This window comes from Candidatus Poriferisodalis sp. (assembly GCF_965262965.1).
Classification (GTDB): domain Bacteria; phylum Actinomycetota; class Acidimicrobiia; order Acidimicrobiales; family Poriferisodalaceae; genus Poriferisodalis.
In genome coordinates, this window is record NZ_OZ253573.1 from 648,698 (window position 1) to 671,123 (window position 22,426).

Sequence of the window (22,426 nt, forward strand, 5' to 3'; positions counted from 1 at the left end):
GGCCCGCTCGCCAGATCCGGGGCGCAATGACCGACCTCAGGGCTTGGCGATGCAGCGGCTGAGCCGCTGGCCCCCGACGCGCCGTCTGGCAGACTCTCGGCTGTGTCGAATTCACCCTCGCCGAATCCTGTGCTCCTCCTTCACGGCTTCACCGGCTCGGTGGCCGGAACCTGGCAGCCGACGGGAATCATCGACCTGCTGAACGATGCCGGCCGCGAGGTGATCGCATGGGATCTTCCCGGCCACGGCTCTGCAGAAAAGCATCACGACCCTGCGGGCTACGCCGACATGGAAGCCAAACTCGTCGAACGGCTGGCCGCCGAATCCGGTGATCAGCCCGTCGACGGTGTGGGTTTCTCGATGGGAGCGCGCACGGTGCTGGCGATGGCCGCCATGGCCCCGGAACGGTTCAGCCGTCTGGTGGTCGCCGGCGTGGGCCGCAACCTGTTCGAACAGGACCTCGAGCAGGCCGAGCGCATCGCCCGTGGCGTCGCCGGAGAGGCCGATTCCGACGATGTGCACGCGCAAACGTTCGCCCGGTACGCGGCCGAACCCAACCAGGACGGACGTGCACTCGCGGCCTTCATGCGTCGCAAGCACGCACCGCTGGGGCCCGAGCAATTCGCAAAGATCACACATCCCGTCCGCGTCGTGCTTGGCACTGAGGACTTCGCCGGGTCAGCCGATCCGTTGCTCGACGCGCTCGTGGATGCCTCCTACACCGAGTTGCGGGGGTGCGACCACTTCGCCACCCCGAAGAACTTCGGCTTCATCGACGCCGTCATGGAGCACCTCGAGGTCTTTTGACGAGTCGCCCCACGAGATCAGCGAGCCGTACGATCATGACTGAGGACAGCTCGGCGTCAAGCGCCGCCATCGGCGTGACTCCGGCCACGCTTTCGCAGGCCCGCTGCTCGAAGCAGCGAGACGAGTTCTCGACTGTTCACTGCAACTGCGCCGGATTGCAGCGCGATCTCGCGTTCCGCGGTGTCGACGTCGTAGTGATCTCCTTGGAACGCAGCCCGGCGCTTGCCGATCGACGCAGCGAACGCATGCAGCTCCTCGTAGCTCTCATCGGAGACGAGGTGCGCCCAGAGTCGGCCGCGCCAAGGCCAACGCGCTTCGTCAACCAGAATCGTCATGACAGGCCGCGCCAAGAGGCCACGGCGTGTCTGAGACCGCTTATCACGGGCCTGCCTCGGCGCCAGATCAGCAGCGGAAAACGGGTGTTCGCGGCGCGAATAGACTGATCCCCGGCTTGGCGTGCCCGCTGGAAGGGAGGCGCTTCGTGAAGGAGTCGGCAAATCGCGCTCGATCGATGGGCAGTCGGATTCTTCGTGTCATCGCGGGAGCGATCGTCGCGCTTGTCAGCGTCTCGTTCGGGGCGGGCGGCATGGGCCACGCGGCCGATGTCCCAGTCGACATACCTCCATGGAGCCCGCACTTGAACGCCTGTTTCCCCGAACCGGCGCTGCCGTCGGCGCCGTACCTGGGCCGCTCTGTCGAAGGCGCGTTGACCTATGACGACTGGCTCGCCACCGTCATTGCGATCCTGCAGGGCTGCGATACAATGCGCATGCCTGTCTTCGGTGAGCTGCGCATGCCCTTGGCTGACCCGATCACCAGCTCGATGTTCGGCCGTCGCTACCACCCGACACGCCGACGGTGGCTGCCGCACACCGGTGTGGATCTCGTCGATCGCGACCGGCAATGGCGAGCCCCTGTCTTCGCTGCTGGGGCCGGCTCCATCGCTTCCACCGGCTCCTCTGCGGCATACGGGCGATCGATCATCATCGACCACGGCCATCGAGTCGCGACCGTCTACACACACCTCAGCAGCGTCGAGGTGACACAAGGCCAACGGGTCGAAGCGGGCACCAGGATCGGACGCGTCGGCGCGACGGGCGCCGCGACGGGGCCGCACTTGCACTTCGAGCTGCGACTGGGCGGTGCCGCAGTGGATCCGCTCGACTATGTCGCGCCATGGACCGAGCCGCCGCAAGGTCATCCCTGACAGCGTTGCTGAGGTCGACACGGCATTAGTTCGTCGCGGACGGGTCGATCCCACCCTCCGGCTCAGCTGCGCTCGCTGGGCGCTGCTCATCTTCGTGATCCTCAAACAGGTCCGAATCAATGAGTTCGTGACGCTTCACATAGGTAGACACGAATGCCTGAACGGTGGCGGCTGCAGGCACCGCAAGCAGTGCGCCGACCGAACCCAGCAGCGCTGCGCCGACGAGCACCGAGCCGAACGCCACAGCGGGGTGGATATTCATCGTGTGCGCTGTGACGCGCGGCGACAAGACGTAGTTCTCGATCTGTTGATAGGCGAGCACCACCGCCACAACCCAGATCGCACTGATCGGATTGTCGAGCAGCGCGATGAGCAGCGGCAGCAGGCCGGCCAAGTAGGTGCCGACGACAGGCACAAATTGCGACAGCACGCCTACCCACATCGCCAGCGGCAGCGGAAACGGAATGCCGATCAAGGCAAACGCGAACCAGTGCACCAAAAACGCCGCGATGGCGAGCAGCGTTCGTGAGTAGATGTAGCCACCGGTCTTGTCGATCGCGAGCTCCCATCCCCGCAGCATGACGGCCTGGCGTGAAGGGGCCAATGCCGAGCACAGAAGGCGCCGCAGCCGCGGTCCGTCGGCCACCAGATAAAACGTGAACAGCACCACGGTCAGCATCTGCACCGCAACATTCACGACTGTCGATCCGACCGACACGAGGTTGCCGGCTACATCGCCCAGCAGCGAAGCAGCTGTTCCGCCCTCGGTGAACTGGGCCCTGAGATCGTCGGTGCTGAGCTGAATGCCGAATTGATCTTCCACCCAGCGTTCGACGTCCGCAATGTAGCCGGGTGCAGCATCGATGAGCGTGTTGATCTGATCCGCGAGCACCGACGCCATTGCCGCCGCGAATCCGAATCCTGCGAGCGTCGTGAAGCCGAACACGAGTGCCGTCCCCAACCCTCGACGCCACCCGCGGCGGGCCAGCCAGTTCACGGCGGGCTCCATGGCGAACGACAGGAAGAGCGAGATCAAGAAGACCACGAGGAGATCCCTCAGCTGCTCAAGCAGCCAGGCGGCGGTCGCCAACCCGACCACGCCCAGCAGCGCCAATCCGATAGCGCGGGGAACCCAACGCGGCATCCGGTCGCGTCGGGGCAGCACCTTTGGGGCGTCCGCGTCCGGTTCTGGCGGTGCGGCTTCCCCAGGAGCGTTCTCGGGCTCAGCCATCAGCAGCACCAGACGTCGGGTGCATTGCGTCGATCACCGCGGAGTGCAGTGCTCCGTTCGTGGCGATGCCGTTGCGGTTGCGGTAGTCGGGCCGGCCACTCATGTCGGTGAAGATGCCACCGGCCTCGGCGATGATCACCGGCATCGGCGCGAGATCCCAGACCTCGCAGATCGGATCGATCATGGCCTCGGCGTGGCCGGTGGCAACAAGGAAGTATCCGTAGGCGTCTCCCCATGTCCGCATCATCGCGCCTGCTGCGCGCAGCGCTTCGAATTGTTCGGAGTCGAACGTCTCGAAACTGGAGGTGTTGACCACAGCGCCGTCCAACGCGGTGCGTTCGCTGACGCTGCATCTGTGATCGCCCAGCCAGCAGCCAGCGTCACGGCCCGCAGCGAGCGTCAGACCCATGGCCGGCAGATCAATGACGCCGACAAGCGGGCCGTGCTCGTCGACCAGCGCGAGCAGCGTTGCGTACAGCGGCACGCCCCGCACGAATCCACGGGTGCCGTCGATCGGGTCGATGATCCACGTCCGCCCGTCGCGACGGATGACGCCCCCTTCCTCCTCGCCAAAGATCGCATCGTGGGGAAATCGCTGCGTGATCTCCTCGCGGGCTCGGCGTTCTGCAGCGCGGTCGGCCTCGGTGACCTCGGTGCCGTCTGGCTTCCAGGTCACGCCCAGATCGCGCTGGCCGAACCAGCGCAGCGTCAGCTGACCCGCCAAGGTGGCGATGTCACGGGCGACGCTGATGAGCGACTCCACCGCAGGAGGCGGCTCAGCGTCCGCTCCCCGCGCCGCCGGCGCGCCGTCGTTTGTCAGTTCTGCCATGGCAGCCGGCGAGGTCGCGGCGATTCGTCGGCATCGGGAAGGTTCAACGGAAACGCCAGAACTGGCACCGAGAGCTGTCGGGCGATGCGTTCAGCCGGCAGGAGGACCAACCGCGAAGCCCCGGTGGACGGACGCGGTGCGAACAGCACGACAAGGTCGGCCTGGTGCTGGCTGCACGAGCGCACGACCGCCCCCGCGAAGCTCTCGTTGCGCAGCGAGCGGAACTCTAAATCCACGTCCCGGCTGCCGCACCGTTCGCCGATCTTGGCGGCGTTGGGCTCGTCACGTTCCCCGGGCATGAGCACGACCAGCGAGGATCGCCAACGCGCTGCTTGATCAATGAGCCACTCCGGTAGATCGACCTGCACTGGAGCCGCAATCAGCACGCGCGCCGGCAGCTCGAACTGCTCTGGAGCGGTCCCGCTCTCTTCTTCTTGGGACGACCAGCCACGCAAGTCGCGGGCAACCAGCAGTGGTCCCACCAACTCAAATAACACGACGGCACCCAGCACCACCGTCGCGGCTTCTGCACCCGGGGCGCCAAGACGCTCTGACGCGATGACTGCCAAACCCACCGCAACACCCGCCTGAGGCGTCAGGTTCACACCTAGCCGCAGCGACCGGCGCCAGCCGAGGCCGCCCAACAAGCCCCCCGTCAAACCACCGACGATCTTCCCAGCTGTGCGCACGACGACGTATGCGATGCCGACAATGCCAACCTTGGGCACATCGGCGAGGTGGATGGAGGCACCGGCGAGAGCGAAGAACAGCAGGTACAGCGGCTGTTCAACGGTCTTGATGGTGCGGAACATCCTGACCGAAAACGACTGCGGCGACACGGTCGCCGCCGTGGCTCCCGCAACCAGCGTCGCCAACGGCAACGAGATGTCCAGCCATCCCGCGATGGTCCACCCGATGACGATGTGCACCAGCACGAAGAGCAGGAGTTCACCAGAGGTCTCGATCTGAAATCCGAGGCGCGAGATGAACAAGCCGAGAATGAGGCCCAGCACGGCCCCGCCGATGCCCAGCTGCACGAAGTCGAACAGAGCGCTGCCGACGTCAGCGGCTTCGTCGGAGAGCAACAGCGCTATCGGCAGCACGGCGGCGAACGTGGTGGTGGCCAGCGCGTCGGACACCGCGTGCGTTCCGACAATGCCGGTGGGATAGCTGCCCCTTGCCTTCACGGAACTCACAATGTGCGCGATGGTCATCGGCGCGCCTGCACCGGCGAGCGCACCAAGCACCAACGCCACCGAGCGGTCTGCTCCGAGCCTGCTCGTCACCCAGTACACCGCTATTGCGCTGAACGCAAACTGAACTACACCGGTCGTGAGCGTCCATCGCGCAGCCCGCAGCGCACGCACCGACACGCGCTCGCCGATCACGAACATGAGAACTGCGAGCGCCACCTCAGTGACAGGTCGCAACGCGATGAGCGATGGTTCGTCGATCAGATTGATGAACGGCGGGCCTGAGGGGCCGAGCAGGGCGCCGACAATGAGGAACGCGACCAGCTCGGGCAGATGATGGCGTGCCAGTAAACGGCTGGCCAAGTACGCCAGCCAAGCCAAGACAGCGAAGGCGACGAGCGTGTCGTTCATGGCCGCCTCACGGCTCTCGTCGCCGCACTGATTCTGCTTTCGGCCGGTCGGTGCGTGACTGCATGTCCACCGGTGTCAATACAGCCAGCGCCGCGAGCGCGGCGGGTCTCGCCAGCTCTGGCGCGTGCGAGCGCCTAGCTGTCGGCGACGACTGGCTCGAAGTTCGGATCGCGCTGCTCGACAAAGCTTTGGACGCCCTCTTTGAAGTCCGGACGACGGAGCGATTCGCGCATGAGGGCGTTCGACTCTTCCAAGGCCTCGCTGCGCTCCATGTCGAGCTGACTCCACACCTGGCCCTTGATCTGCGCCATCGACCACGGAGCGCTGAATCGACCCAGATCGCGGGCGTAGCTGACCGCGGTCTCGAGGAGCTCGTCGGCGGGAACGACCCTGCTGACCACGCCCATTTCCTTGGCCTCTTCTGCGAGGAAGACGCGGCCCGACATGAGAATATCCAGCGCATTGGACGGCCCGACGACCCTGGGCAACATCCAGGCGACGCCGTGCTCGGCGATGAGACCGCGACGCACGAACGCACTCGTGAACTTGGCCCCTTCTGCCGCAAATCGGACATCGCACATCATGGCGTGGACGAAGCCCAAGCCCGCGCATGCTCCGTTCACCGCAGCGACCACGGGCTTGGGGATCGACAAGGCGTAGTCGTGACGCTCCGCCCGCATCCGCGGGGCATCCGAACCCTCTCGCTGACCGCTGCTGATTCCCTGCAGGTTGTCCATGTCGGCACCAGCGCAGAATCCACGCCCGGCCCCGGTCACCACGATCGCGCGTACATCGGGATCAGCGCCAGCTCGATCGAGTGCGTCGAAGTAGCCCGTTCCAAGCTCGCCCGTCCAGGCATTCAACCGCTCCGGCCGGTTCAGCGTGATAACCGCCACGCCGTCGTCGGCCTCGTACAGCACCACTTCGCTCATAAGATTCCTCCTGCGACTCGCGGCTGCATCAACGCTACTCGCGCAGTGTCATCCGCTCAGCGAGAGGTCCATGGCTGCCACGTCACGAACGCGGCAGCTCCTCCGCCGTCACCGTGCCCATCGTGTCGCCGACTGAGATGCTGAGCGCTACGTCCATGCCCTCGGTCACGAAGCCGAAGAGGTTGTAAGCGGACTGCAGCTTGGTGCGGCAGTCGTCAATGCAGATGAAGAACTGGCTGCCATTGGTGTCAGGTCCTGCGTTGGCCATGGCCACCGCGCCGAGCGTGTATTCGCCCTTCACGGGCTCGTCAGCAAAGCGATAGCCCGGACCGCCGCGGCCCGAGCCTTCAGGACAGCCGCCCTGAATCACGAAGTCCGGCACAACTCGATGGAAGGTCAACCCGGTGTAGTAGTCGTCGCGCGCCAGATTCACGAAGTTGTTGACCGTCGCCGGCGCGAGTTGCGGGTCGAGATCCATCACGATGGGGCCCTTGGACGTGTCCAAGGTGACTCGCCAGATCGAATCGGTGTTGATGTTCATTGCGGGTGCTGCGGGCATGAGCGAGCGACGCTACCCGCAGCGCCGCACGATCGCAGTGCTGGACGTCAGTCAGTAGAGCGAAGCGTGTGCCCGGCCAGTGCGCCGGTGTGCTCGCCGTCGCGCATGAAGACCTTGCCATTGACGAGCGTGGCCGAGTAGCCCGCACCGCGCTGGATGTACCGACCCGCCCCGCCTGGGAAGTCATAGACGTACTCGGGACCCGACAACGAGAGATGCTCGAGGTCGATGACGTTCACGTCGGCGTACCGGCCCGCCTGCAGGCGACCTCGGTCAGTGAGCCCGAAGAGGTCCGCCGTGTCCGAGGTGATCCGGCGAACGCCCTCTTCGATGCCGAAGAACCCGCTGTCGCGTACCCAATGGCTCAAGAAGAACGTGGGCTGGCTGGAGTCCATGATCTGTCCGACGTGCGCCCCGGCGTCGGCGAGGCCCATCACGATTGAGTCGTGGCTGAGCATCCGCTCGATGGCGTCGAAGTCCTGGTTGAGAATCGGAAGGCTCAGCATCACCGAGCCTTCCGAACGGTCGGTGACGTCGAGGAATAGCTCGACAGGACTCACGCCGGCCGCAGCGGCCTGAGCCTCGAGCGTGTCGTCTGGTCCGATCCGGTAGTTCGGATTTACCGCATCGAGCAGGTACAGCCGGCTCAAGTCGACCAGCGAGTTCGCCATTCCGGTGGATTGGCCGTCCGAGGCTTTGGCCTCAGCCACGAGCTGCTTGCGCGTCGCCGGATCGCGAATCACCGCGAGCTTCTCCGCGACGGTCAGGCCTCGCAGCGAGCGCCACGTCTGCCCCGCGCGGTCCCACGGCGTTCGGTGCCCGATGCCGAGCACGACGCCGATGGCACGGCAGGTCGTCTGCGGCCGCAGCAGCCCACCGGCGGCGTTCTGGTCGCTCACATAACCCAGCACGAGATCGCTCATCTCGGGCTTTCGGGCCGAGTACACCAAGCCGAATGTGGAGGGCTGCCCGCTTCGACGCGTGATCTCGCCGAGCACCTCGATCTCGTGGCGTCCTCCAGCGAAATCCGGGCCGGCCGCTTCGAATCGCGGCGCGGACTCGAACACTCCGCGGCCGTGTCGCCCGAGAACGTCGCCGAACGCGTACAGCTCGTCATCGTCGGCGAACGTGCCAGGGATCGGTCGCCCATCGGGTGTGCGGTGCAGCAACGTGCGCGACGTCGAGAATCCCAGCGCTCCCGAACCCATTGCCTCGTCGACGAGCTCGCACATGGCTGCTACTTGCTCAGGCGACGCGGGACGCTCTTCGAGGCTGTCGGGGCCCATCGTGTGCCAGCGCACGGCAACGTGGCCGACCATGCCGCCCGCGTTGATGCCCTTCGGCATGCCGTCCAGGAACGACAGGTATTCGCCATAGCTGCGCCAGTCCCAGGGCAAGCCCTCCATGATCGAGCGCTTGGGGATGTCCTCGACCGACTCCATCACTTCGGCGATGTAGGTGATGTCGGCGGTCTTCACCGGTGCGAACGTGACGCCGCAGTTGCCCATCACCACCGAGGTCACGCCGTGCCAGCACGAGCTGGAACCGATGGGATCCCAGGCCAGCTGAGCATCGAGATGGGTGTGAATGTCGACGAACCCTGGAGTGACGACCTTGCCGGCCGCGTCGAGCTCAGTTCGTCCGGGCGCGTCGACCTCGCCGACTGAGGTGATGCGCTCGTCGTCGATGGCCACATCGGCCACCGCGCCCGCAGCACCCGTCCCGTCTACTACCAGTCCGCCTCGAATGACTACGTCGTGCGACATCTCAGTTCCCCAATGTGCAGCCGGTGCTTCGACGTTCCAGCATAGATCTGCGGTTCCGGGCGCCGCTGATTCGAACACGCGCGCGAAGCGAACTGCGTCACGCAGATCGATCGATCGCCGAAGCCGCTGCTGCAGCGCTCGCGGCGGACTGTCTCCGCGCACCCGAGCGCTGTTCGGTACTCTCAAATGGATGCCGCCATCCCGACAAAGGGCGTTCGCCGTGCAACATCTCGACAGCCGCAGCAACCGTAGGACCCGGCAGCGGCCCGCCGCGTGGCGTGTTCTCGCTGCAGCGGGCGCCGTAGCGCTGCTCGCCAGCGCGTGCGGATTGCTCAGCAGTGACACCACCGACACGACGACCACCACCGCCATGGACCAAGACATGTCGATGGACGACAGCAATCCCAGCATCGTCACTGCAGCAACGCCCACGACGGTCGCCGGCGACGCCATGTCCGGCACCGACGAAGAGCCCGAAGGCCCGAGCGTGAGCACCGAGTCGAAGCTGTCGACAGCTGGCTTGGGCCCGATCCAGATCGGGCACTCGCTCGAAGACGCGCGAACGGCTGCTGGAGCCCTGTTGATCGCCGTTCCTGGCGGCACTGATTCGTGCCGCTACTACACGGTCCAGAACGGCCCCGAAGGTGTCCGGTTCCTCGCTGTCAATTCCGAGATCGTGCGCGTCGACATCGATTCCGGTCCGATCACCACGATCTCGGGCTACGGCATCGGCTCCACTCGGAGTCAGATCGTCGAAGCGTTCGGCGACCGGATCGAAGACGGTCCCGGTCTGGCGGCAATCCAGTACGTCCCCGTCGATACTCCAGATATCGATAAGCGAGTCGTGTGGGAGGTCGACGAGGCGGGCGCGGTGACATCCCTTCGTTCAGGCCGGCTGCCACACATCGAACCACGAGTGGCCTGCACCGGCTGAGCAACCGGGCTTCTGCCGGCACAACAGCCGCCTGCGGCCCAGATGGCCCAGTCAGTCTCAGCGGGCCCCGACCCAAGCTGGCCCAGTCAGTCTCAGCGGGAGACGGCGTCGCCCAGGTGGTGGACCACGTCGATCCACAGCTGAGTGGTCAGCGCCAGTGAGTCGATGTCGACGCGCTCGTCGTTGCCGTGGAAGCGCGTCATGAAGTCGCTTGAGTTCACCCGGTCGCTGAACAGCCCAGCACCGTAGGCAACTGCGCCCTTGTGCCGGAAGAAGCGAGCGTCGGTGGCACCGACGATCAGCTGCGGCATCAGCACAGCGCCGGGATGCGCCTTCGCCATCAATTCCCCCAAGAGTTGCCACATCGGCGTATTCGTCGGCGAAAAGCTCGCTGGATCGTCATGGAGATGCTCGATCTCGACCTCGTCGAACAGGTCGCCGAGTGCGGCGCGCAGGTGATCGTCCACGACGGTGGGATCGCCTGGGGCGGTACGGATGTCGACTTCGATCTCGACCCGGTCGGGGATGATGTTGGTCTTGTCGCCGCCCGTGACGACGTTCGGGCTGAACGTCGTGTGGCTGCAGGCATGCAGGTGGCGGGCGAGACCGGGCGACTCAATCCTCGCGACGGCGTCCCACACACGTCGGGGATCCAGCAGCGCCTCGCGTGTCTCGTCGTCCACGTTCAGCGTCGACACGTGGTGCTGCCACATCTCGGTGAGCTGGGCTGCCGGCCGGTACTCGGCGATGCGCCGCACGATCTCGGCCGCCTTGATCAACGCGTTGTCGGTGCCGAACGGCATCGAGCCGTGACTGGGGGTCCCCCGCACCGTGAGCCTCCGCCACCCGAGGCCTTTTTCCCCTGCTGAGAGCGTGAGCTTCGTTCCTTGCGGCGTGTGCGTGGGGATGCCGCCGAATTCGGTGAGGACGTAGTCACAGGCGATCGCGTCCCAATGGTGTTCGGCCATCCACTTGGCGCCGTAGGTACCGCCAGCTTCCTCGTCAGCCACGCCGAAATAGATGAGATCGCCCGTCGGACGAAAGCCGCTGTCCGCTATGTGGCGGAATGCAATCGCCATCGACGAGGTGAGGTTCAGCATGTCGACGGCTCCGCGGCCCCAGACCTCACCGTCGATGAGTTCGCCTCCGAAGGGATCCCGACTCCACCCGTCTGCGTTGACGGGGACGACATCGGTGTGGCCCATCAGACAGAGCTTGGGGGCGCTCGGATCGCTGCCCTCGATGCGAGCGACCATCGAGCGGCGTCCGGGTTCTGACTCGAAGCGTTCGACCTCCACGCCAGGGCCCTCAACAAGAGTCTGCAGGAGGTCGCTGTTGCGGATCTCCTCGCCGGAGGTGACAGTCCCGTCGTTCACGCAGGCATTTCGGATCATCTGCGCCAGCAGATCGACGGTCTGGTTGGTCAACGCGGGATTGGTGTGGCTCAGGTCGCCCATAGGAGCGATGTTACGGCCGCTGCCTGGGCCCACGGCTACCGTGTGGCCGATGGAAACCGCCACCGAGGCCGGTTTGAGAGAATTCCGCGCCGAAACGGCGCTCTTCCTGCGAGAGGCAACCGACGCTGGCGCCGCCTGCGGGGCCTACGGAGCGATTCTTGTGCCTGCGCTCCACGAGCCGGCCCGACGCTGGCAGCGATACTGCTACGACCACGGTTGGACCGGACTGCATTGGCCCGCCGAACACGGAGGCCGCGGCCTCACCCGTGCACACACAGGCGTATGGATGGAGGAATGCGAGCGCGCCGGCGTCGCGCCGTACCTGAACCTGCAAGGCATCGTGCTGGCAGGCGAAGCAATCATGCGCACCGGCACCGAACGACAGCGAGAAGAGTTCCTGCGGCCCACGCTCACGGGCGAGATGCTCTGGTGCCAGCTGTTCAGCGAACCTGGTGCGGGGTCCGATCTCGGCGGACTCGGATCCGCAGCGGTGCCTGACGGCAACCGATTCGTGCTCAACGGGCAGAAGGTGTGGTCCTCGAACGCCCAGTTCGCCGAGTACGGCATCCTGATGGCGCGCACCGAGCCCGACGCGCCGAAGCACCGCGGCATCAGCTTTTTCCTGCTGGACATGAAGCTCCCGGGTGTCGAAGTGCGCCCGATCCAGCAGATGACGGGCGATCGGGAGTTCTGCGAGGTGTTCTTCGACGACGTCTGTGTGCCAGCCGAAGCGCTGCTGGGCGACCGAGGCGGCGGCTGGGGCGTGGCTATGGCCGTGCTTGAAGACGAGCGCAGCGGTGCAGGGTCCTCGGGTGTCATCAGCCTTCGCAAGCGCCTAGCGCAGATGGTCGACGCGGCGGGCAATGCCGGCCCGCTGGGGCGGCAGTCTGTGGCCGATCTGCTTGCACGCGGGCGTGCGCTGGCCGCATTGATGGAATTGCACGGTGCTGATCCGCGCATGGCTCCCGTGTCGAAACTCGCCAACAGCGAACTCGGCTACGACGAGGTTGCGGTCGGAACCAGCCTGCGCGGCGCCGACGCGATGCTGGCGGGCACCGAGACCGATGCCTTCCTATACGCGCCGGGAATGCGCATCGCCGGCGGCACGAGCGAGATCCAGCGCAACATCATCGGCGAACGAGTGCTGGGACTGCCCCGCGAGCCCTCTGCGTAGAGTCCGCCAGAGACTGGCCGCAACACTTGGCCGTCACACCTGCCCGCAACCCTTGATCGAGGAGACCACACGTGACCGTGAAGTTCTGCTGGTTCAACCTGATGCCATGGCCAGACCTGCCCGACGACTTCAAGACCGAGCATCGATCGGTCTGGGTCGACATCGACAGCTCGCTGTTCGATCCTGAGCGGGCGAACGGCGTCTACCACGAGTACATGGACCAGCTCGAGTTCGCCGATGAACTCGGCTTCGACGGCATCGGCGTCAACGAGCACCACCAGAACGGTTACGGGATCATGCCGAGCCCGAACATCATCGCAGCGGGCCTGGCGCGACGCACCTCGCAGGCTGCCATCTGCGTGATCGGAAATTCCATCGCGCTGTACAACCCGGCGCACCGTGTCGCCGAAGAGTTCGCGATGCTCGACTGCCTCAGCGGTGGTCGGTTGGTGGCGGGTTTCCCGGTCGGCACGCCGATGGACACCAACTTCACCTACGGTCAGATTCCCGCGCTGACCCGCGAGAAGTACTACGAGGCCCACGACCTCATCATGGAAGCGTGGACGAACCCCGACGTCTTCGCCTTTGACGGCAAGTACAACCAGCTGCGGTACGTCAATTGCTGGCCGAAGCCGATCCAGAAGCCGCACCCGCCGATCTACATCCCTGGCGGTGGCTCGATCGAGACATGGGACTTCTGCCTCGAGCGTGACTACAACTACTCGTACCTGAGCTTCAACGGCTATCTGGCGGGCCAGACCCTCATGGACGGCTATTGGAACCGGGTCGCGGAAATGGACAAGAGCGAGACGCCCGGCCGAGCCGGCTTTGCGCAGATCATCTGCACCGCCGCCACCGATGAAGAGGCTGAAGAGCTGTACAGCGAGCACATGCTGTATTTCTTCAACCGCTGCCTGCACGTGTTTCCAGGGTTTGCCGATCCGCCCGGCTACCGAACCGTCAAGACCATCCAGGCCGGCAAGCTCGACCAGTTCCGCAAGGAGAACCAGGCGCTGTTCAAGCGACTGACCTGGAAGGACCTCGTCGAGGGCGGCTACGTGATCGCCGGCTCGCCTGACACGGTCCGAGAGCGCACGGAGGACATGATCAAGCGCCTGCGCGTTGGCACCGTGTTCTGCCTGCTGCATATGGGGAACATGCCGGATTGGAAGACCCGCTATTCGAGCCAGCTCTTCGCCGAGAAGGTCATGCCGGGACTGCGCGACATCTGGGGCGACCAGTTCGCAGATGCATCCGATTGGTGGTGCAAGCCGCTGGAAGACCGGGTTCGGCCTGAACAGACGTTCCCCGATGCCCGCCGCTATCCCGAGGCGAACGGCGGAGCTTCGGCATGACTGCGCCCAAGACCGCCACTGCCGAGGCCGCCACTGGGTTGTTCAGCGAGATGGCGTTCAGCGAGGTCGTCGTCACGACCCGGCGTTCGGTCACTGCACCCGTGCGCGTCTACGAACCTGCCGCAGGCGCCGCCGCGAGCACCGCCACGGTGCTCGCGCTGCACGGTGCCGGCGGATGGCTGGCGAACGAGCCCGTGCTCGATGGGCTGGTCGACGCGGGATTCCGGGTCGTGGCCCCGGTTTGGCCCGCCTGGAGCGAGCACACCGACGAGGATCGCCTGTCGGACATGCTCGACTTCGCGCTGCACGGCTGGGACGTCGCGACCGAGATGGGTTTGGTCGACGGTGGCCTTCACCTCGTGGGCCACTCGATGGGCGGCATGATCGCAGCCGAGATGTCGGCGCTTGCACCGCAGTCTGTGGGCCGAATGGCGCTGATGTGCCCGGCAGGGATGTGGCTGGCGGATCACCCGATCCCCGACATTTTCGCGATGCTGCCCTACCAGTTGGCCGAGGTGCTCTTCGCCGACCCCAACGTGGGAGAGGAAGTCCTTACCGGGGGTGCCGACTTCTCCGACAACGCCACGCTCACCCGCTTCATGGTGGCCAGGGCTCGCCAGCAAGGCATGGCCGGCAAGATCCTGTTTCCGATCCCCAACCGGCGCTTCTCCGAACGCGCCTATCGCGCAACGGTGCCGACGCTGCTTGTATGGGGTCGGCAGGACCGACTGATTCCGCCCGCCTATGCAGATGCCTGGCAAGCCGCTTTGCCCGACGCGTCGGTCCGCCTCGTTGACGGGGCCGGTCACATGCTCCCGTATGAGCAGCCCGCCGCCGCCGTCGACGCCATCACAGCTCACCTGCGCCGGTAAGCGTCAAGCGTCGGAGATCGCGCAGTGGCGCACGCGAACGCTCCGTTGCCCGCGGCGGGCAGTGCTCAGTTGTCGGCGCCGAACCAGCGATCGTGAAGCTGGCGGTACACGCCGTTTTCGCTCATTTCCAGCAACGCGATGTTGAGTTGCTCGCGTAGCTCGGCGTCGGCTTCGTTGAGCATGAACCCGTACTGCACCTTGTCGAAGTCGGGTCCGACGGTCAAGAACCGGCCTTGGCCTTCGTGAGCGACTCGGAAGTGCAGGACCGGTGCATCGAACACAATGGCATCCACCTCTCCTTGGTCCAAGAGTGCGTAGGCGTCGTCGACATCGGTCACGACGACCGGACCGACGCCGATCGACGGAAGGTAGGCGTGCGCGGCTGAGTCCTCTACGGTGGCCACTTGGTTCCCAGGAAGGTCGGACGGTCCAGCGATGTCTCCCCGCAGCTCGCTGACCGCCAGCGACGATGCAATGGACGCGGTGAAACTGGCGAACACGAGCGTCCCAAGAGCGATCCACACCAGCGCGACAACCCGACCAGGCGAGCCCCGGGCCACTTTGTCGCCATAGCCGACAGTGCTCATGGTCACCACTGACCAGTAGAGCGAGTCCCAAATGCCATGCCGATACCGCTCGCCAAAGTCAGGGTTTTGCCGGCGCTCCAGCCACCAGATCAGATGAGCAGCCAACAGCACGGCAATACCGAACACAACGAGCAGCCATGGCAGGTCCGAGGACCAGATTGCCCGTAGGAACGACATGATTCGCTGCCCGAAGCCATGAGATCGCTGCGTTGACGTCATCACCGTCAAACCCGAGTCCAGGACCGGCAGCGAGAAGTCGACGATCTGCTCGCGCGACTCGGTGATGGCCGTGCCTCCGATCCCCACGTCGGCGACGCCTCTGGTGATGTCATCGATCTGTTTGGCGACGGTGTCCACCGCGTCGATCTCCACCGACATGCCCAACCGCGCCGCCAGCAGGCGCACGAGCTCTACCTCGAAGCCGCTGTAGGCGCGGTCTGCGTAGATCACGAACGGCGGGAGCGTGCGCGCCACAACCCGCAGGGTCCCCCCGTCACTGGCCCCGTCTGCGGACGCATCTTCGTAGGTAACTGCGCCCGGCGAGGCCGTCTCGAGCCAGCGCCCGACGGCGCCCGCGTTGGCGTCCACCCATTCCTGAGCGTGTCGGCGTATGTCTTCGGGGTCGCCACCGTGGCTCACCATGCGAACGTTCTGCGCAGAGATGTCCTCGAGCGGAATGACGACCTGCTCCCCAAGTCGGCGTACCCCCGGATTGGCGTCCAAGAAATCGGAGTTGGCCACCACCCGAATGTCATTGGGCGGCCAGCCGACTGCGCATGGGTCGTTGGCGCAGCCCCTGATGCCGGCGATGGACGTTGCGTCGAGGGCCGCTGCCTGATCTTCGGGCAGCGACGGGAAGGGGGTCTCGAGCCACACCACATCGACGCCGGGGACGAGCGCGCCGACGGTCCAGTTCGGTGTCCATGTGTAATACAGCACCGGCTGCCCGGCCTCGTAGCGGTCGATGGTTTCAGCGATGAGCGGCGAGTAGTCGCCTTGAACCTGCTCCACTGTCTCCGACAGCCCGTAGGCGCGCAGGTGATGGTCGATGGTCGCAGCGCACGACCACCCTGCGTCACAGCCGATGAGTTCAGCTCGGCCGTCGTCGTCGCGGTCAAACAGCGCTGCGATCTCCGGGTCGGCGAGTTCGGCCAGATTTGAGATTCCGTGAGCTTGCGCAGTGGCCGCGTCCATGAAATAGCCCTGCAGGGCCCCATCGTCCACCGTCGTGCCGACTTTGGTCACCGGGGCATCGGGAGCAATGAAGACGTCATGAGCCGGGAACCAGCCGTTGGCCCACAAGTCCACGTCTCCGGCAGCGACGGCGGTGTAGAAATCCGCGTTGTCCATCGTCACCGGACCGTCCACGCGGTAGCCCAGGCGCTCGAGCAGGAGCCGATAGACCTCCGCTTGGAACCAGCCGGTGTCCCACGTGGCTCGTGCCAACCGAACCCGGGGCTCCTGCTGAGCGATGGCCGCAGTCCCGGCATCGGACACGACGAGCAGCAACGCCACAAGCGGTACGACAAAGACGGCGAATGCTCGGCGCATGGACGGCACCTCAGCAGACATCGGGCGCTGGCTGGCCTGCGGCGGGACGACCGACCACTTGCGTTTCGGCCGCACCAAGGGGGGGTCGCATTGAGCCCCGTCCAAGGGGCCACGCGCGACTCTACTAGGTTGACGTTTGGGCCAGTTCGGACTCGCGCCGCGGGGCATGCGAGCTTCCGGACCAAGCAAAGACCACCCAAAGGGGGGCCGTCATGGACGACGACGCCGACGGGGCTCCAGCGGATCCGCGGATCCATCGCAGTCCCGACGACACCGACATCGATTTGACCGAGGCGACTCTGGCGCTCCACGACTGGGAAGTGCAGGAGGAGGAGCTTCGACGCGAGGCGATCCAAAATCGCAAGCCCTTCGAGGGGCTGCAGGTCGACCCCGACATCGACTTCTATCCAGAGGTCGCAGACCGGGAGCCCGGCGACCGCAACATCGTCCGGGTGGGCTTCGACATCCACCCGCAAGTGACCTTCTGGGCAGCTGGATTCCTCACCGTCTTCATCACCCTTTCGCTCGTGTTCACCGAAGCGACCGCCGGTGCCTTCAGCGCAATCCTCGATTTCATCAACACCAAGCTGGGCTGGTTGTACATACTCGACTTCAACATCTTCGTCGGTGTAGCGCTGTACTTCGCTTTCAGCCGGTACGGCAAGATCAAGCTCGGCGGTCCGTTCGCCCGGCCGGAGTTCTCCACCGGCGCCTGGTACGCGATGCTGCTGTCAGCAGGTCTCGGGATCGGGCTGATGTTCTGGGGAGTCGCAGAGCCGATCTTCCACCTCAGCTCGCCGCCGCCGTTGTTCGATGTCGAAGCGGGCACGGGTGCCGCGGGCAAAGCGGCCCTGGCCACCACTTATCTGCACTGGGGCATACACGGCTGGGCCTTGTACGGTCTGGTAGCTCTCGCCCTCGGCTTCTTCGCCTACAACCGAGGGCTGCCGCTCACGTTCCGATCGATCTTCTACCCGGTCCTCGGCCCGAAGATCTACGGCAACTGGGGCCACGCCATTGACACTCTGACGGTGGTGGCAACCCTGTTCGGGTTGGCCACATCGCTCGGCTTCGGTGCGGGGCAGGCCGCTGCGGGACTCCACAAGCTGTTTGGCTTGCCCGAGGGCACCGGCTTCCAGATCTTGCTGATCGCAGTAATCACCGGCCTCGCCACAATCTCGGTCGTCGCGGGCCTTGATGCCGGGGTGAAGCGGCTCAGCCAGATCAACATCTACCTGGCTGGCGCGTTCCTGATCTTCGTGCTCCTGGTCGGCCCGACATTGTTCATCCTGTCGCTGTTCACCCAGAGCCTCGGCTACTACATCCAAGTCCTTCCTGAGTTCGCCTTCTGGAACGAGGCCTTCACCGGCACCAGCTGGCAGGCCGGATGGACGATCTTCTACTGGGGATGGTGGATCTCGTGGTCGCCGTTCGTCGGGATGTTCATCGCCCGGATCTCGAAAGGACGTTCCGTGCGGGAGCTGCTGACGGGCGTCATCTTCCTGCCGTCGATCCTGTGCTTCTTATGGATGGCCGTCTTCGGCGGCTCGGCGATCGACCTCCAGCTGAGCGGTGAGCGAGACGTGGCGACCGCTGTCAACGAGAACGTCGCTACGGCCCTGTTCGACATGCTCGAGGCATTCCCGTTGACCGGATTTGTGTCATTGGTCGGGGTGCTGCTGCTGGTCTCGTTCTTCGTGACGTCCTCGGACTCAGGATCGTTGGTGGTTGACCATCTCACCTCTGGAGGCAAGCTCGACTCCCCCAAGCCACAGCGAGTGTTCTGGGCGATCATGGAGGGAGCCGTCGCAGTCGTCCTGCTGCTCGGCGGAGGCTTGTCGGCGCTGCAGACCGCGGCCGTAGCGACCGGATTGCCCTTCGCAGTGATATTGCTCGTCATGTGCTGGAGCATGAAGAAGGCGTTCGACGAAGAACTGGACTTGCTCGAAAGCCATTACGACGAGGTGATCTTCCGATCACAGCACAAAGGACTCATCGACACCTTGAAGTCCCGCCTCGCCGCGGGGCTGAAGAAGTAACTCAGAGGCACGCGCACTGGAGGCCCGAGATGCCCGCTGCAAGCCACATACAAACAAGCCCACTCGGAGCAACTGGTCTCGACCGGACGCATCGCCGTCCTCGCCGCCGAGCTATCGCCCGGCTCGTGGCCGTGCTCGGCGCAGCGGCACTGGTGCTCTCGGCGTGCGGCACAATCGAAGACGACGACACGATTGCCATCGCTCGGGCAACTTGGGACAGCGGCCATATGCAGGCCGCGATCTACGCGCAGCTGCTCACCGAGCTCGGCTATTCGGTGACCGATCCCGCCGAGCACACGCTGGACCCCAACGGTTTCTACCCGGCGCTCGGCAACGGCCAGTACGACCTCTGGGCAAACGGCTGGTTCCCGATTCACGACATCTACCTGGAAGCCGAGCGCGTCACCGGGCAGTCGGTCGAGCTTCCGATCGAGCCTGTGGGATACCAGGTGCGTTCAGGGGCCTTGCAGGGATACATGATCGACAAGGCCACGGCGGACAGCATGGGAATCACGTCGATGCACCAGCTGGCCGATCCCTCAGTCGCCGAAGTATTCGACCATGACGGCGACGGCCTCGCGGACCTGATCGGATGCAATGAAGGCTGGGGCTGCAACTCCGTCATCGAATCGCACATCGCGGATTTGGACTGGGGCGGCAACGTTGAGCAGGTCGTCGGTGACTACGGCGATCTCGTGGCCGGTGTCCAAGCGTCGATAGCAGCGGGCGAGCCAGCGCTGTTCTACGCCTGGACGCCGAACTGGACCTTCGAGGCCCTTCGGCCCGGCGTCGATGCCGTCTGGCTGGAGTCATCAGCCATCGAGGACGACGAGGGCCTGACTCTGGTGGAGGGCCTCGACGGCTGCGCGGCTGATCCGTGCAATCTTGGCTGGGCGGTCAGCAGCATCCGCGCAGTCGCGCACGAGGACCTCCTTGCCGACCATCCCGACATACGGCGCCTGCTTGAGGTCGTGACCATCCCGCTGGCCGACATCGCCGTCCAAAATGCCCTGATGGCTGGCGCCGAGCGGGACTACTCCGAAGAGCAGATCGTCGCCGACGCCGCCAAGTGGATCGCTGATAACCGGGCGACAGTGGACGGCTGGTTGGAGACCGCTAGGGGCTGAGTGGGCTGCGCCCGGCCAGAAAGTCAGCAACTTCGGCGAGTCCCTAGATGTCTCGCATATCGGCGGTCACTGCTGCCACCGCCTCAGCGCTGAAGGCCATAGGGATGAGGTCGCAGGCGAGCCAGGCGCTGCGCTGATCGAGGTCGTGGTCGCCGCCGCGGACACCGGACACACCGTGCGGCACCACCCAGCCCGAGTTGTCCCAATCGCCGAGATCGAACGCATAGCGGGCGCACGAACCGTGAATGGCTCGCTCACCGGTCTCAGGAGCTGTCCCGCCTTGGCGAACCGTGTCCGCGTCGCCCCCGCAGCCGTCGACGGGCGGGTGCAGCTCGCGGGCCGACGGGAGGGCCGAGGCGAGTGGGTGCGGCGAGGCCATACGGTGCAGCCGCTCCCACGCCCACGTCTGGGGATCACCGCCGAGGCGCTGGCTCAGCTCGGCCGCCGTCTCATCGACACACGCACTGACCGCCATGCGCAGCCCGATCGGATTGTCAAGACCGGGCACGACGTCGAACCGCCGCTCGCAGATCATGCGAACTGCAGCTCCGGCGGCCATGCGGCTGGCTTCGGCAGCGGGCGGCCACCCGGAGGCACCGAGTTCAGCGCCGGCAATGCCGAGCCGCTCGGTGATCGCCTCGATGAGACGCCGTTTGATCACTGCATAGACGGTCGCGGCCGCAGACTCGGCGGTCATGCGGTGGTCCCAGGCGGCGAGCATGTCAAGCAGCCCATTCGCCATCTCGTGGCCACACTCCACGCCGTACTCGAACACAAGATCGAGCACCTTGGGCGCGACCAGCGACGTCACGTCCGCGTGAACGCTGGCCATGTCCGCCACGGTTGCGTCTGACATCGGCGCGATCAGCTCGCAGACACGGTCGTGCCGGGCCGGGCCGGCGTAGTCCAGCGAGATGTACGGCCCTGCGTCAGCAGTCCGGTTGTTGGCAGTGACGAGAAAGCCCCGCTGCGGATCGGACGACTCGGGCAATTGCTCGAACGGCACGGCTTCGAGACCGTCCCACGCGAACTCGTCAGTCGCCGGAACCGGGGTCCATCTGCTTGCGGGCGAACGCTCAATGACCCGGCCCCGGATCTTGAACGCAATCTTGCCGGCGCGGTCGGCCACGAGCAGGTTGTTGACCGGCAGCACCCAGGGGCGAGCTGCTTCGATCGACTCGTCAACCGAGTCGGCTTCGAGCATGGGCCACAGCGCGTCGAGCGTGGTGTCGGCGCCGTACATGCCGGTCCACATCATCGACAGCGCGACGCCGTCGCCAGGGTCGCCGAGGACCACAGGTCCGCGGGGCGTCGTGCCGCACAGCACGTCGACATCGCCCTCGCCCCGGATGCGAAGCGTCTCGGTTCGCCACTGCATCTGGGTGGACTCGCCATCCGATTCAATGGGTCCGAATCGCTCGACGAAGACGTCTGTGTCGTCGCACATGCCGTGCGTGATGCACCACGCGACCTCGGCGTTGTGGCCGAAGTGAGGAAAGCCGGGAACGCCCGGAAAGCCCATCCCGATGGCGTCGAAGTCGTCGCAGGTGATGTGGCACTGGTGGTACACGTTCGGGAATTCGATGCCCCGGTGAGGGTCTCCGGCGAGCAGCGGCTTGCCGCTGGCCGTGCGGTCGCCGCGAAGCGCCCACGAGTTGGAAGCCCCGTCGGCGTCCATCGCCGCAGCCAGCGCGGCCATATCGCTTGCCGCTGTGTCGAGAACTGCGGCAGCGTCACCCAGCAGATCGGGTCCCGGGCCGCCGCCGGGCAGTATCGCCGAGTCGGCGGTGATGTCACCGACGGTCGCCATGACTGCCTCGGGTCCGGCTTGGGCCATGATCCGCCCGCGCCACAACTTGCGAGTGAGCGTTCCCATGAAGATGTGGCGGAGCTTGTAGACGGCCACGCAGTGCCACGGCTCCCACAATTCGGGCGGCGCCGGGTGGTGATCGAATTCGGGCGGCAGCGCCTCAGCGTGGTCAGCCAGCCACCGGTTCACACCCTCTGCATACACCTCGGTCATCGCACGTGTGCGCGGCGCGAGGGCCTCCCAGTCGGCCCGGGCGATGTCGGCGAGTCCAAGCCGTCGGAAGAAGGCGTCCTCGCGGGCTCCGGCCATGCCGACAACCTCAGCCCACCGGCCCAGTACGCGACGCCGGTCCCATTCCATCTGCCAAATGCGATCGTCGGCAGCCACCCAGCCCTGCGCTGCGAAAGCAGCCTCTGGCGAGGGCGCGTCGACGTGGGCGATACCCCAGGTGTCTCGCCGAATCGTCGCGCCGAGCGCCCCTGCCGGTGTCTCGCTGTCCGATGTGATGGGCTCAGCCATGGACGCCAAGCTACGGCGGCGGTCCGGTCGCTGCGAGGTGGTTCTGGCCACAATTGTCGACCCGCG

At 65.5% G+C, this 22,426-nt stretch carries 18 protein-coding genes; 8 read left to right on the top strand and 10 right to left on the bottom strand.

Annotated elements, in window-relative coordinates; genetic code table 11:
• Positions 1-102: 102 nt before the first annotated feature.
• A complete protein-coding gene (locus ACQY5K_RS03060) occupies positions 103-807 on the top strand; it encodes an alpha/beta fold hydrolase (protein WP_428119949.1) in 705 nt (234 codons plus the stop codon).
• 56 nt (positions 808-863) lie between these two features.
• Here the strand turns inward: ACQY5K_RS03060 and ACQY5K_RS03065 are convergent, their stop codons facing one another.
• On the bottom strand, positions 864-1,142 hold the full coding sequence (locus ACQY5K_RS03065; RefSeq protein ID WP_428119951.1) for a DUF4031 domain-containing protein: 279 nt from the start codon (positions 1,140-1,142) through the stop codon (positions 864-866).
• A gap of 176 nt (positions 1,143-1,318) precedes the next feature.
• Here ACQY5K_RS03065 and ACQY5K_RS03070 point away from each other — a divergent pair, with 176 nt between their 5' ends.
• Positions 1,319-2,014 carry a M23 family metallopeptidase gene (locus ACQY5K_RS03070; protein WP_428119953.1) on the top strand — a complete coding sequence of 232 codons (696 nt, stop codon included), beginning with the start codon at positions 1,319-1,321 and terminating at the stop codon, positions 2,012-2,014.
• A gap of 25 nt (positions 2,015-2,039) precedes the next feature.
• Here the strand turns inward: ACQY5K_RS03070 and ACQY5K_RS03075 are convergent, their stop codons facing one another.
• The 6 genes from ACQY5K_RS03075 to ACQY5K_RS03100 form a co-directional block, all read right to left on the bottom strand.
• Positions 2,040-3,245 (bottom strand): AI-2E family transporter, encoded by a 1,206-nt coding sequence (locus tag ACQY5K_RS03075; RefSeq protein ID WP_428119955.1) that lies wholly within the window; start codon positions 3,243-3,245, stop codon positions 2,040-2,042.
• Entirely contained in the window at positions 3,238-4,074 is an 837-nt protein-coding gene (locus ACQY5K_RS03080) for an inositol monophosphatase family protein (protein ID WP_428119957.1), read from the bottom strand. The genes ACQY5K_RS03075 and ACQY5K_RS03080 overlap by 8 nt, the downstream gene beginning before the upstream one ends.
• On the bottom strand, positions 4,062-5,678 hold the full coding sequence (locus ACQY5K_RS03085; RefSeq protein ID WP_419920340.1) for a cation:proton antiporter: 1,617 nt from the start codon (positions 5,676-5,678) through the stop codon (positions 4,062-4,064). Before ACQY5K_RS03085 ends, ACQY5K_RS03080 begins: the two co-directional genes overlap by 13 nt.
• Positions 5,679-5,812: 134 nt before the next feature.
• Positions 5,813-6,610, bottom strand: coding sequence for an enoyl-CoA hydratase (locus tag ACQY5K_RS03090; RefSeq protein WP_419920341.1), 798 nt, complete (start codon positions 6,608-6,610; stop codon positions 5,813-5,815).
• A gap of 82 nt (positions 6,611-6,692) precedes the next feature.
• Entirely contained in the window at positions 6,693-7,169 is a 477-nt protein-coding gene (locus ACQY5K_RS03095) for a peptidylprolyl isomerase (protein WP_428119959.1), read from the bottom strand.
• Positions 7,170-7,216: 47 nt separating this feature from the next.
• Complete coding sequence (locus ACQY5K_RS03100; RefSeq protein ID WP_428119961.1) at positions 7,217-8,935, bottom strand: N-acyl-D-amino-acid deacylase family protein; 1,719 nt, start codon at positions 8,933-8,935, stop codon at positions 7,217-7,219.
• A gap of 190 nt (positions 8,936-9,125) precedes the next feature.
• Here ACQY5K_RS03100 and ACQY5K_RS03105 point away from each other — a divergent pair, with 190 nt between their 5' ends.
• The gene (locus ACQY5K_RS03105) at positions 9,126-9,869 is read left to right on the top strand and encodes a hypothetical protein (RefSeq protein WP_428119963.1); all 744 of its coding nucleotides are present in this window, start codon (positions 9,126-9,128) and stop codon (positions 9,867-9,869) included.
• Between the two features lie 92 nt (positions 9,870-9,961).
• On the opposite strand, the gene ACQY5K_RS03110 is transcribed toward ACQY5K_RS03105, so the two are convergent.
• Positions 9,962-11,326 (bottom strand): M20/M25/M40 family metallo-hydrolase, encoded by a 1,365-nt coding sequence (locus tag ACQY5K_RS03110; protein WP_428119965.1) that lies wholly within the window; start codon positions 11,324-11,326, stop codon positions 9,962-9,964.
• Positions 11,327-11,375: 49 nt separating this feature from the next.
• On the opposite strand from ACQY5K_RS03110, the gene ACQY5K_RS03115 reads away from it, so the two are divergent.
• The 3 genes from ACQY5K_RS03115 to ACQY5K_RS03125 all read left to right on the top strand — a co-directional run bounded on the left by ACQY5K_RS03115 (position 11,376) and on the right by ACQY5K_RS03125 (position 14,727).
• Positions 11,376-12,500 carry an acyl-CoA dehydrogenase family protein gene (locus ACQY5K_RS03115; RefSeq protein WP_428119967.1) on the top strand — a complete coding sequence of 375 codons (1,125 nt, stop codon included), beginning with the start codon at positions 11,376-11,378 and terminating at the stop codon, positions 12,498-12,500.
• A 71-nt stretch (positions 12,501-12,571) separates the two neighbouring features.
• Positions 12,572-13,855 carry an LLM class flavin-dependent oxidoreductase gene (locus ACQY5K_RS03120; protein ID WP_428119969.1) on the top strand — a complete coding sequence of 428 codons (1,284 nt, stop codon included), beginning with the start codon at positions 12,572-12,574 and terminating at the stop codon, positions 13,853-13,855.
• Positions 13,852-14,727 carry an alpha/beta fold hydrolase gene (locus ACQY5K_RS03125; protein ID WP_428119971.1) on the top strand — a complete coding sequence of 292 codons (876 nt, stop codon included), beginning with the start codon at positions 13,852-13,854 and terminating at the stop codon, positions 14,725-14,727. Before ACQY5K_RS03120 ends, ACQY5K_RS03125 begins: the two co-directional genes overlap by 4 nt.
• Positions 14,728-14,792: 65 nt before the next feature.
• On the opposite strand, the gene proX (ACQY5K_RS03130) is transcribed toward ACQY5K_RS03125, so the two are convergent.
• Complete coding sequence (proX, locus tag ACQY5K_RS03130; RefSeq protein ID WP_428119973.1) at positions 14,793-16,886, bottom strand: glycine betaine/L-proline ABC transporter substrate-binding protein ProX; 2,094 nt, start codon at positions 16,884-16,886, stop codon at positions 14,793-14,795.
• A gap of 191 nt (positions 16,887-17,077) precedes the next feature.
• Between proX (ACQY5K_RS03130) and ACQY5K_RS03135 the strand changes: the two genes are divergently transcribed.
• Positions 17,078-18,904 carry a BCCT family transporter gene (locus ACQY5K_RS03135; RefSeq protein ID WP_428119975.1) on the top strand — a complete coding sequence of 609 codons (1,827 nt, stop codon included), beginning with the start codon at positions 17,078-17,080 and terminating at the stop codon, positions 18,902-18,904.
• Between the two features lie 125 nt (positions 18,905-19,029).
• A complete protein-coding gene (proX, locus tag ACQY5K_RS03140; protein WP_428119977.1) occupies positions 19,030-20,031 on the top strand; it encodes a glycine betaine/L-proline ABC transporter substrate-binding protein ProX in 1,002 nt (333 codons plus the stop codon).
• 43 nt (positions 20,032-20,074) lie between these two features.
• Here proX (ACQY5K_RS03140) and ACQY5K_RS03145 read toward each other — a convergent pair whose 3' ends face one another.
• Positions 20,075-22,360, bottom strand: a complete 2,286-nt coding sequence (locus tag ACQY5K_RS03145) for a penicillin acylase family protein (protein ID WP_428119979.1) — start codon at positions 22,358-22,360, stop codon at positions 20,075-20,077.
• Positions 22,361-22,426 lie beyond the last annotated feature (66 nt).

What these genes read in the sequence shown, in the direction of transcription:
- ACQY5K_RS03065 (WP_428119951.1), bottom strand. Translation starts at nt 1,142, where the DNA reads ATGACGATTCTGGTTGACGAAGCGCGTTGGCCTTGGCGCGGCCGACTC.
- ACQY5K_RS03070 (WP_428119953.1), top strand. Translation starts at nt 1,319, where the DNA reads ATGGGCAGTCGGATTCTTCGTGTCATCGCGGGAGCGATCGTCGCGCTT.
- ACQY5K_RS03075 (WP_428119955.1), bottom strand. Translation starts at nt 3,245, where the DNA reads ATGGCTGAGCCCGAGAACGCTCCTGGGGAAGCCGCACCGCCAGAACCG.
- ACQY5K_RS03080 (WP_428119957.1), bottom strand. Translation starts at nt 4,074, where the DNA reads ATGGCAGAACTGACAAACGACGGCGCGCCGGCGGCGCGGGGAGCGGAC.
- ACQY5K_RS03085 (WP_419920340.1), bottom strand. Translation starts at nt 5,678, where the DNA reads ATGAACGACACGCTCGTCGCCTTCGCTGTCTTGGCTTGGCTGGCGTAC.
- ACQY5K_RS03090 (WP_419920341.1), bottom strand. Translation starts at nt 6,610, where the DNA reads ATGAGCGAAGTGGTGCTGTACGAGGCCGACGACGGCGTGGCGGTTATC.
- ACQY5K_RS03095 (WP_428119959.1), bottom strand. Translation starts at nt 7,169, where the DNA reads ATGCCCGCAGCACCCGCAATGAACATCAACACCGATTCGATCTGGCGA.
- ACQY5K_RS03100 (WP_428119961.1), bottom strand. Translation starts at nt 8,935, where the DNA reads ATGTCGCACGACGTAGTCATTCGAGGCGGACTGGTAGTAGACGGGACG.
- ACQY5K_RS03105 (WP_428119963.1), top strand. Translation starts at nt 9,126, where the DNA reads ATGCCGCCATCCCGACAAAGGGCGTTCGCCGTGCAACATCTCGACAGC.
- ACQY5K_RS03110 (WP_428119965.1), bottom strand. Translation starts at nt 11,326, where the DNA reads ATGGGCGACCTGAGCCACACCAATCCCGCGTTGACCAACCAGACCGTC.
- ACQY5K_RS03115 (WP_428119967.1), top strand. Translation starts at nt 11,376, where the DNA reads ATGGAAACCGCCACCGAGGCCGGTTTGAGAGAATTCCGCGCCGAAACG.
- ACQY5K_RS03125 (WP_428119971.1), top strand. Translation starts at nt 13,852, where the DNA reads ATGACTGCGCCCAAGACCGCCACTGCCGAGGCCGCCACTGGGTTGTTC.
- proX (WP_428119973.1), bottom strand. Translation starts at nt 16,886, where the DNA reads ATGTCTGCTGAGGTGCCGTCCATGCGCCGAGCATTCGCCGTCTTTGTC.
- ACQY5K_RS03135 (WP_428119975.1), top strand. Translation starts at nt 17,078, where the DNA reads ATGGACGACGACGCCGACGGGGCTCCAGCGGATCCGCGGATCCATCGC.
- ACQY5K_RS03145 (WP_428119979.1), bottom strand. Translation starts at nt 22,360, where the DNA reads ATGGCTGAGCCCATCACATCGGACAGCGAGACACCGGCAGGGGCGCTC.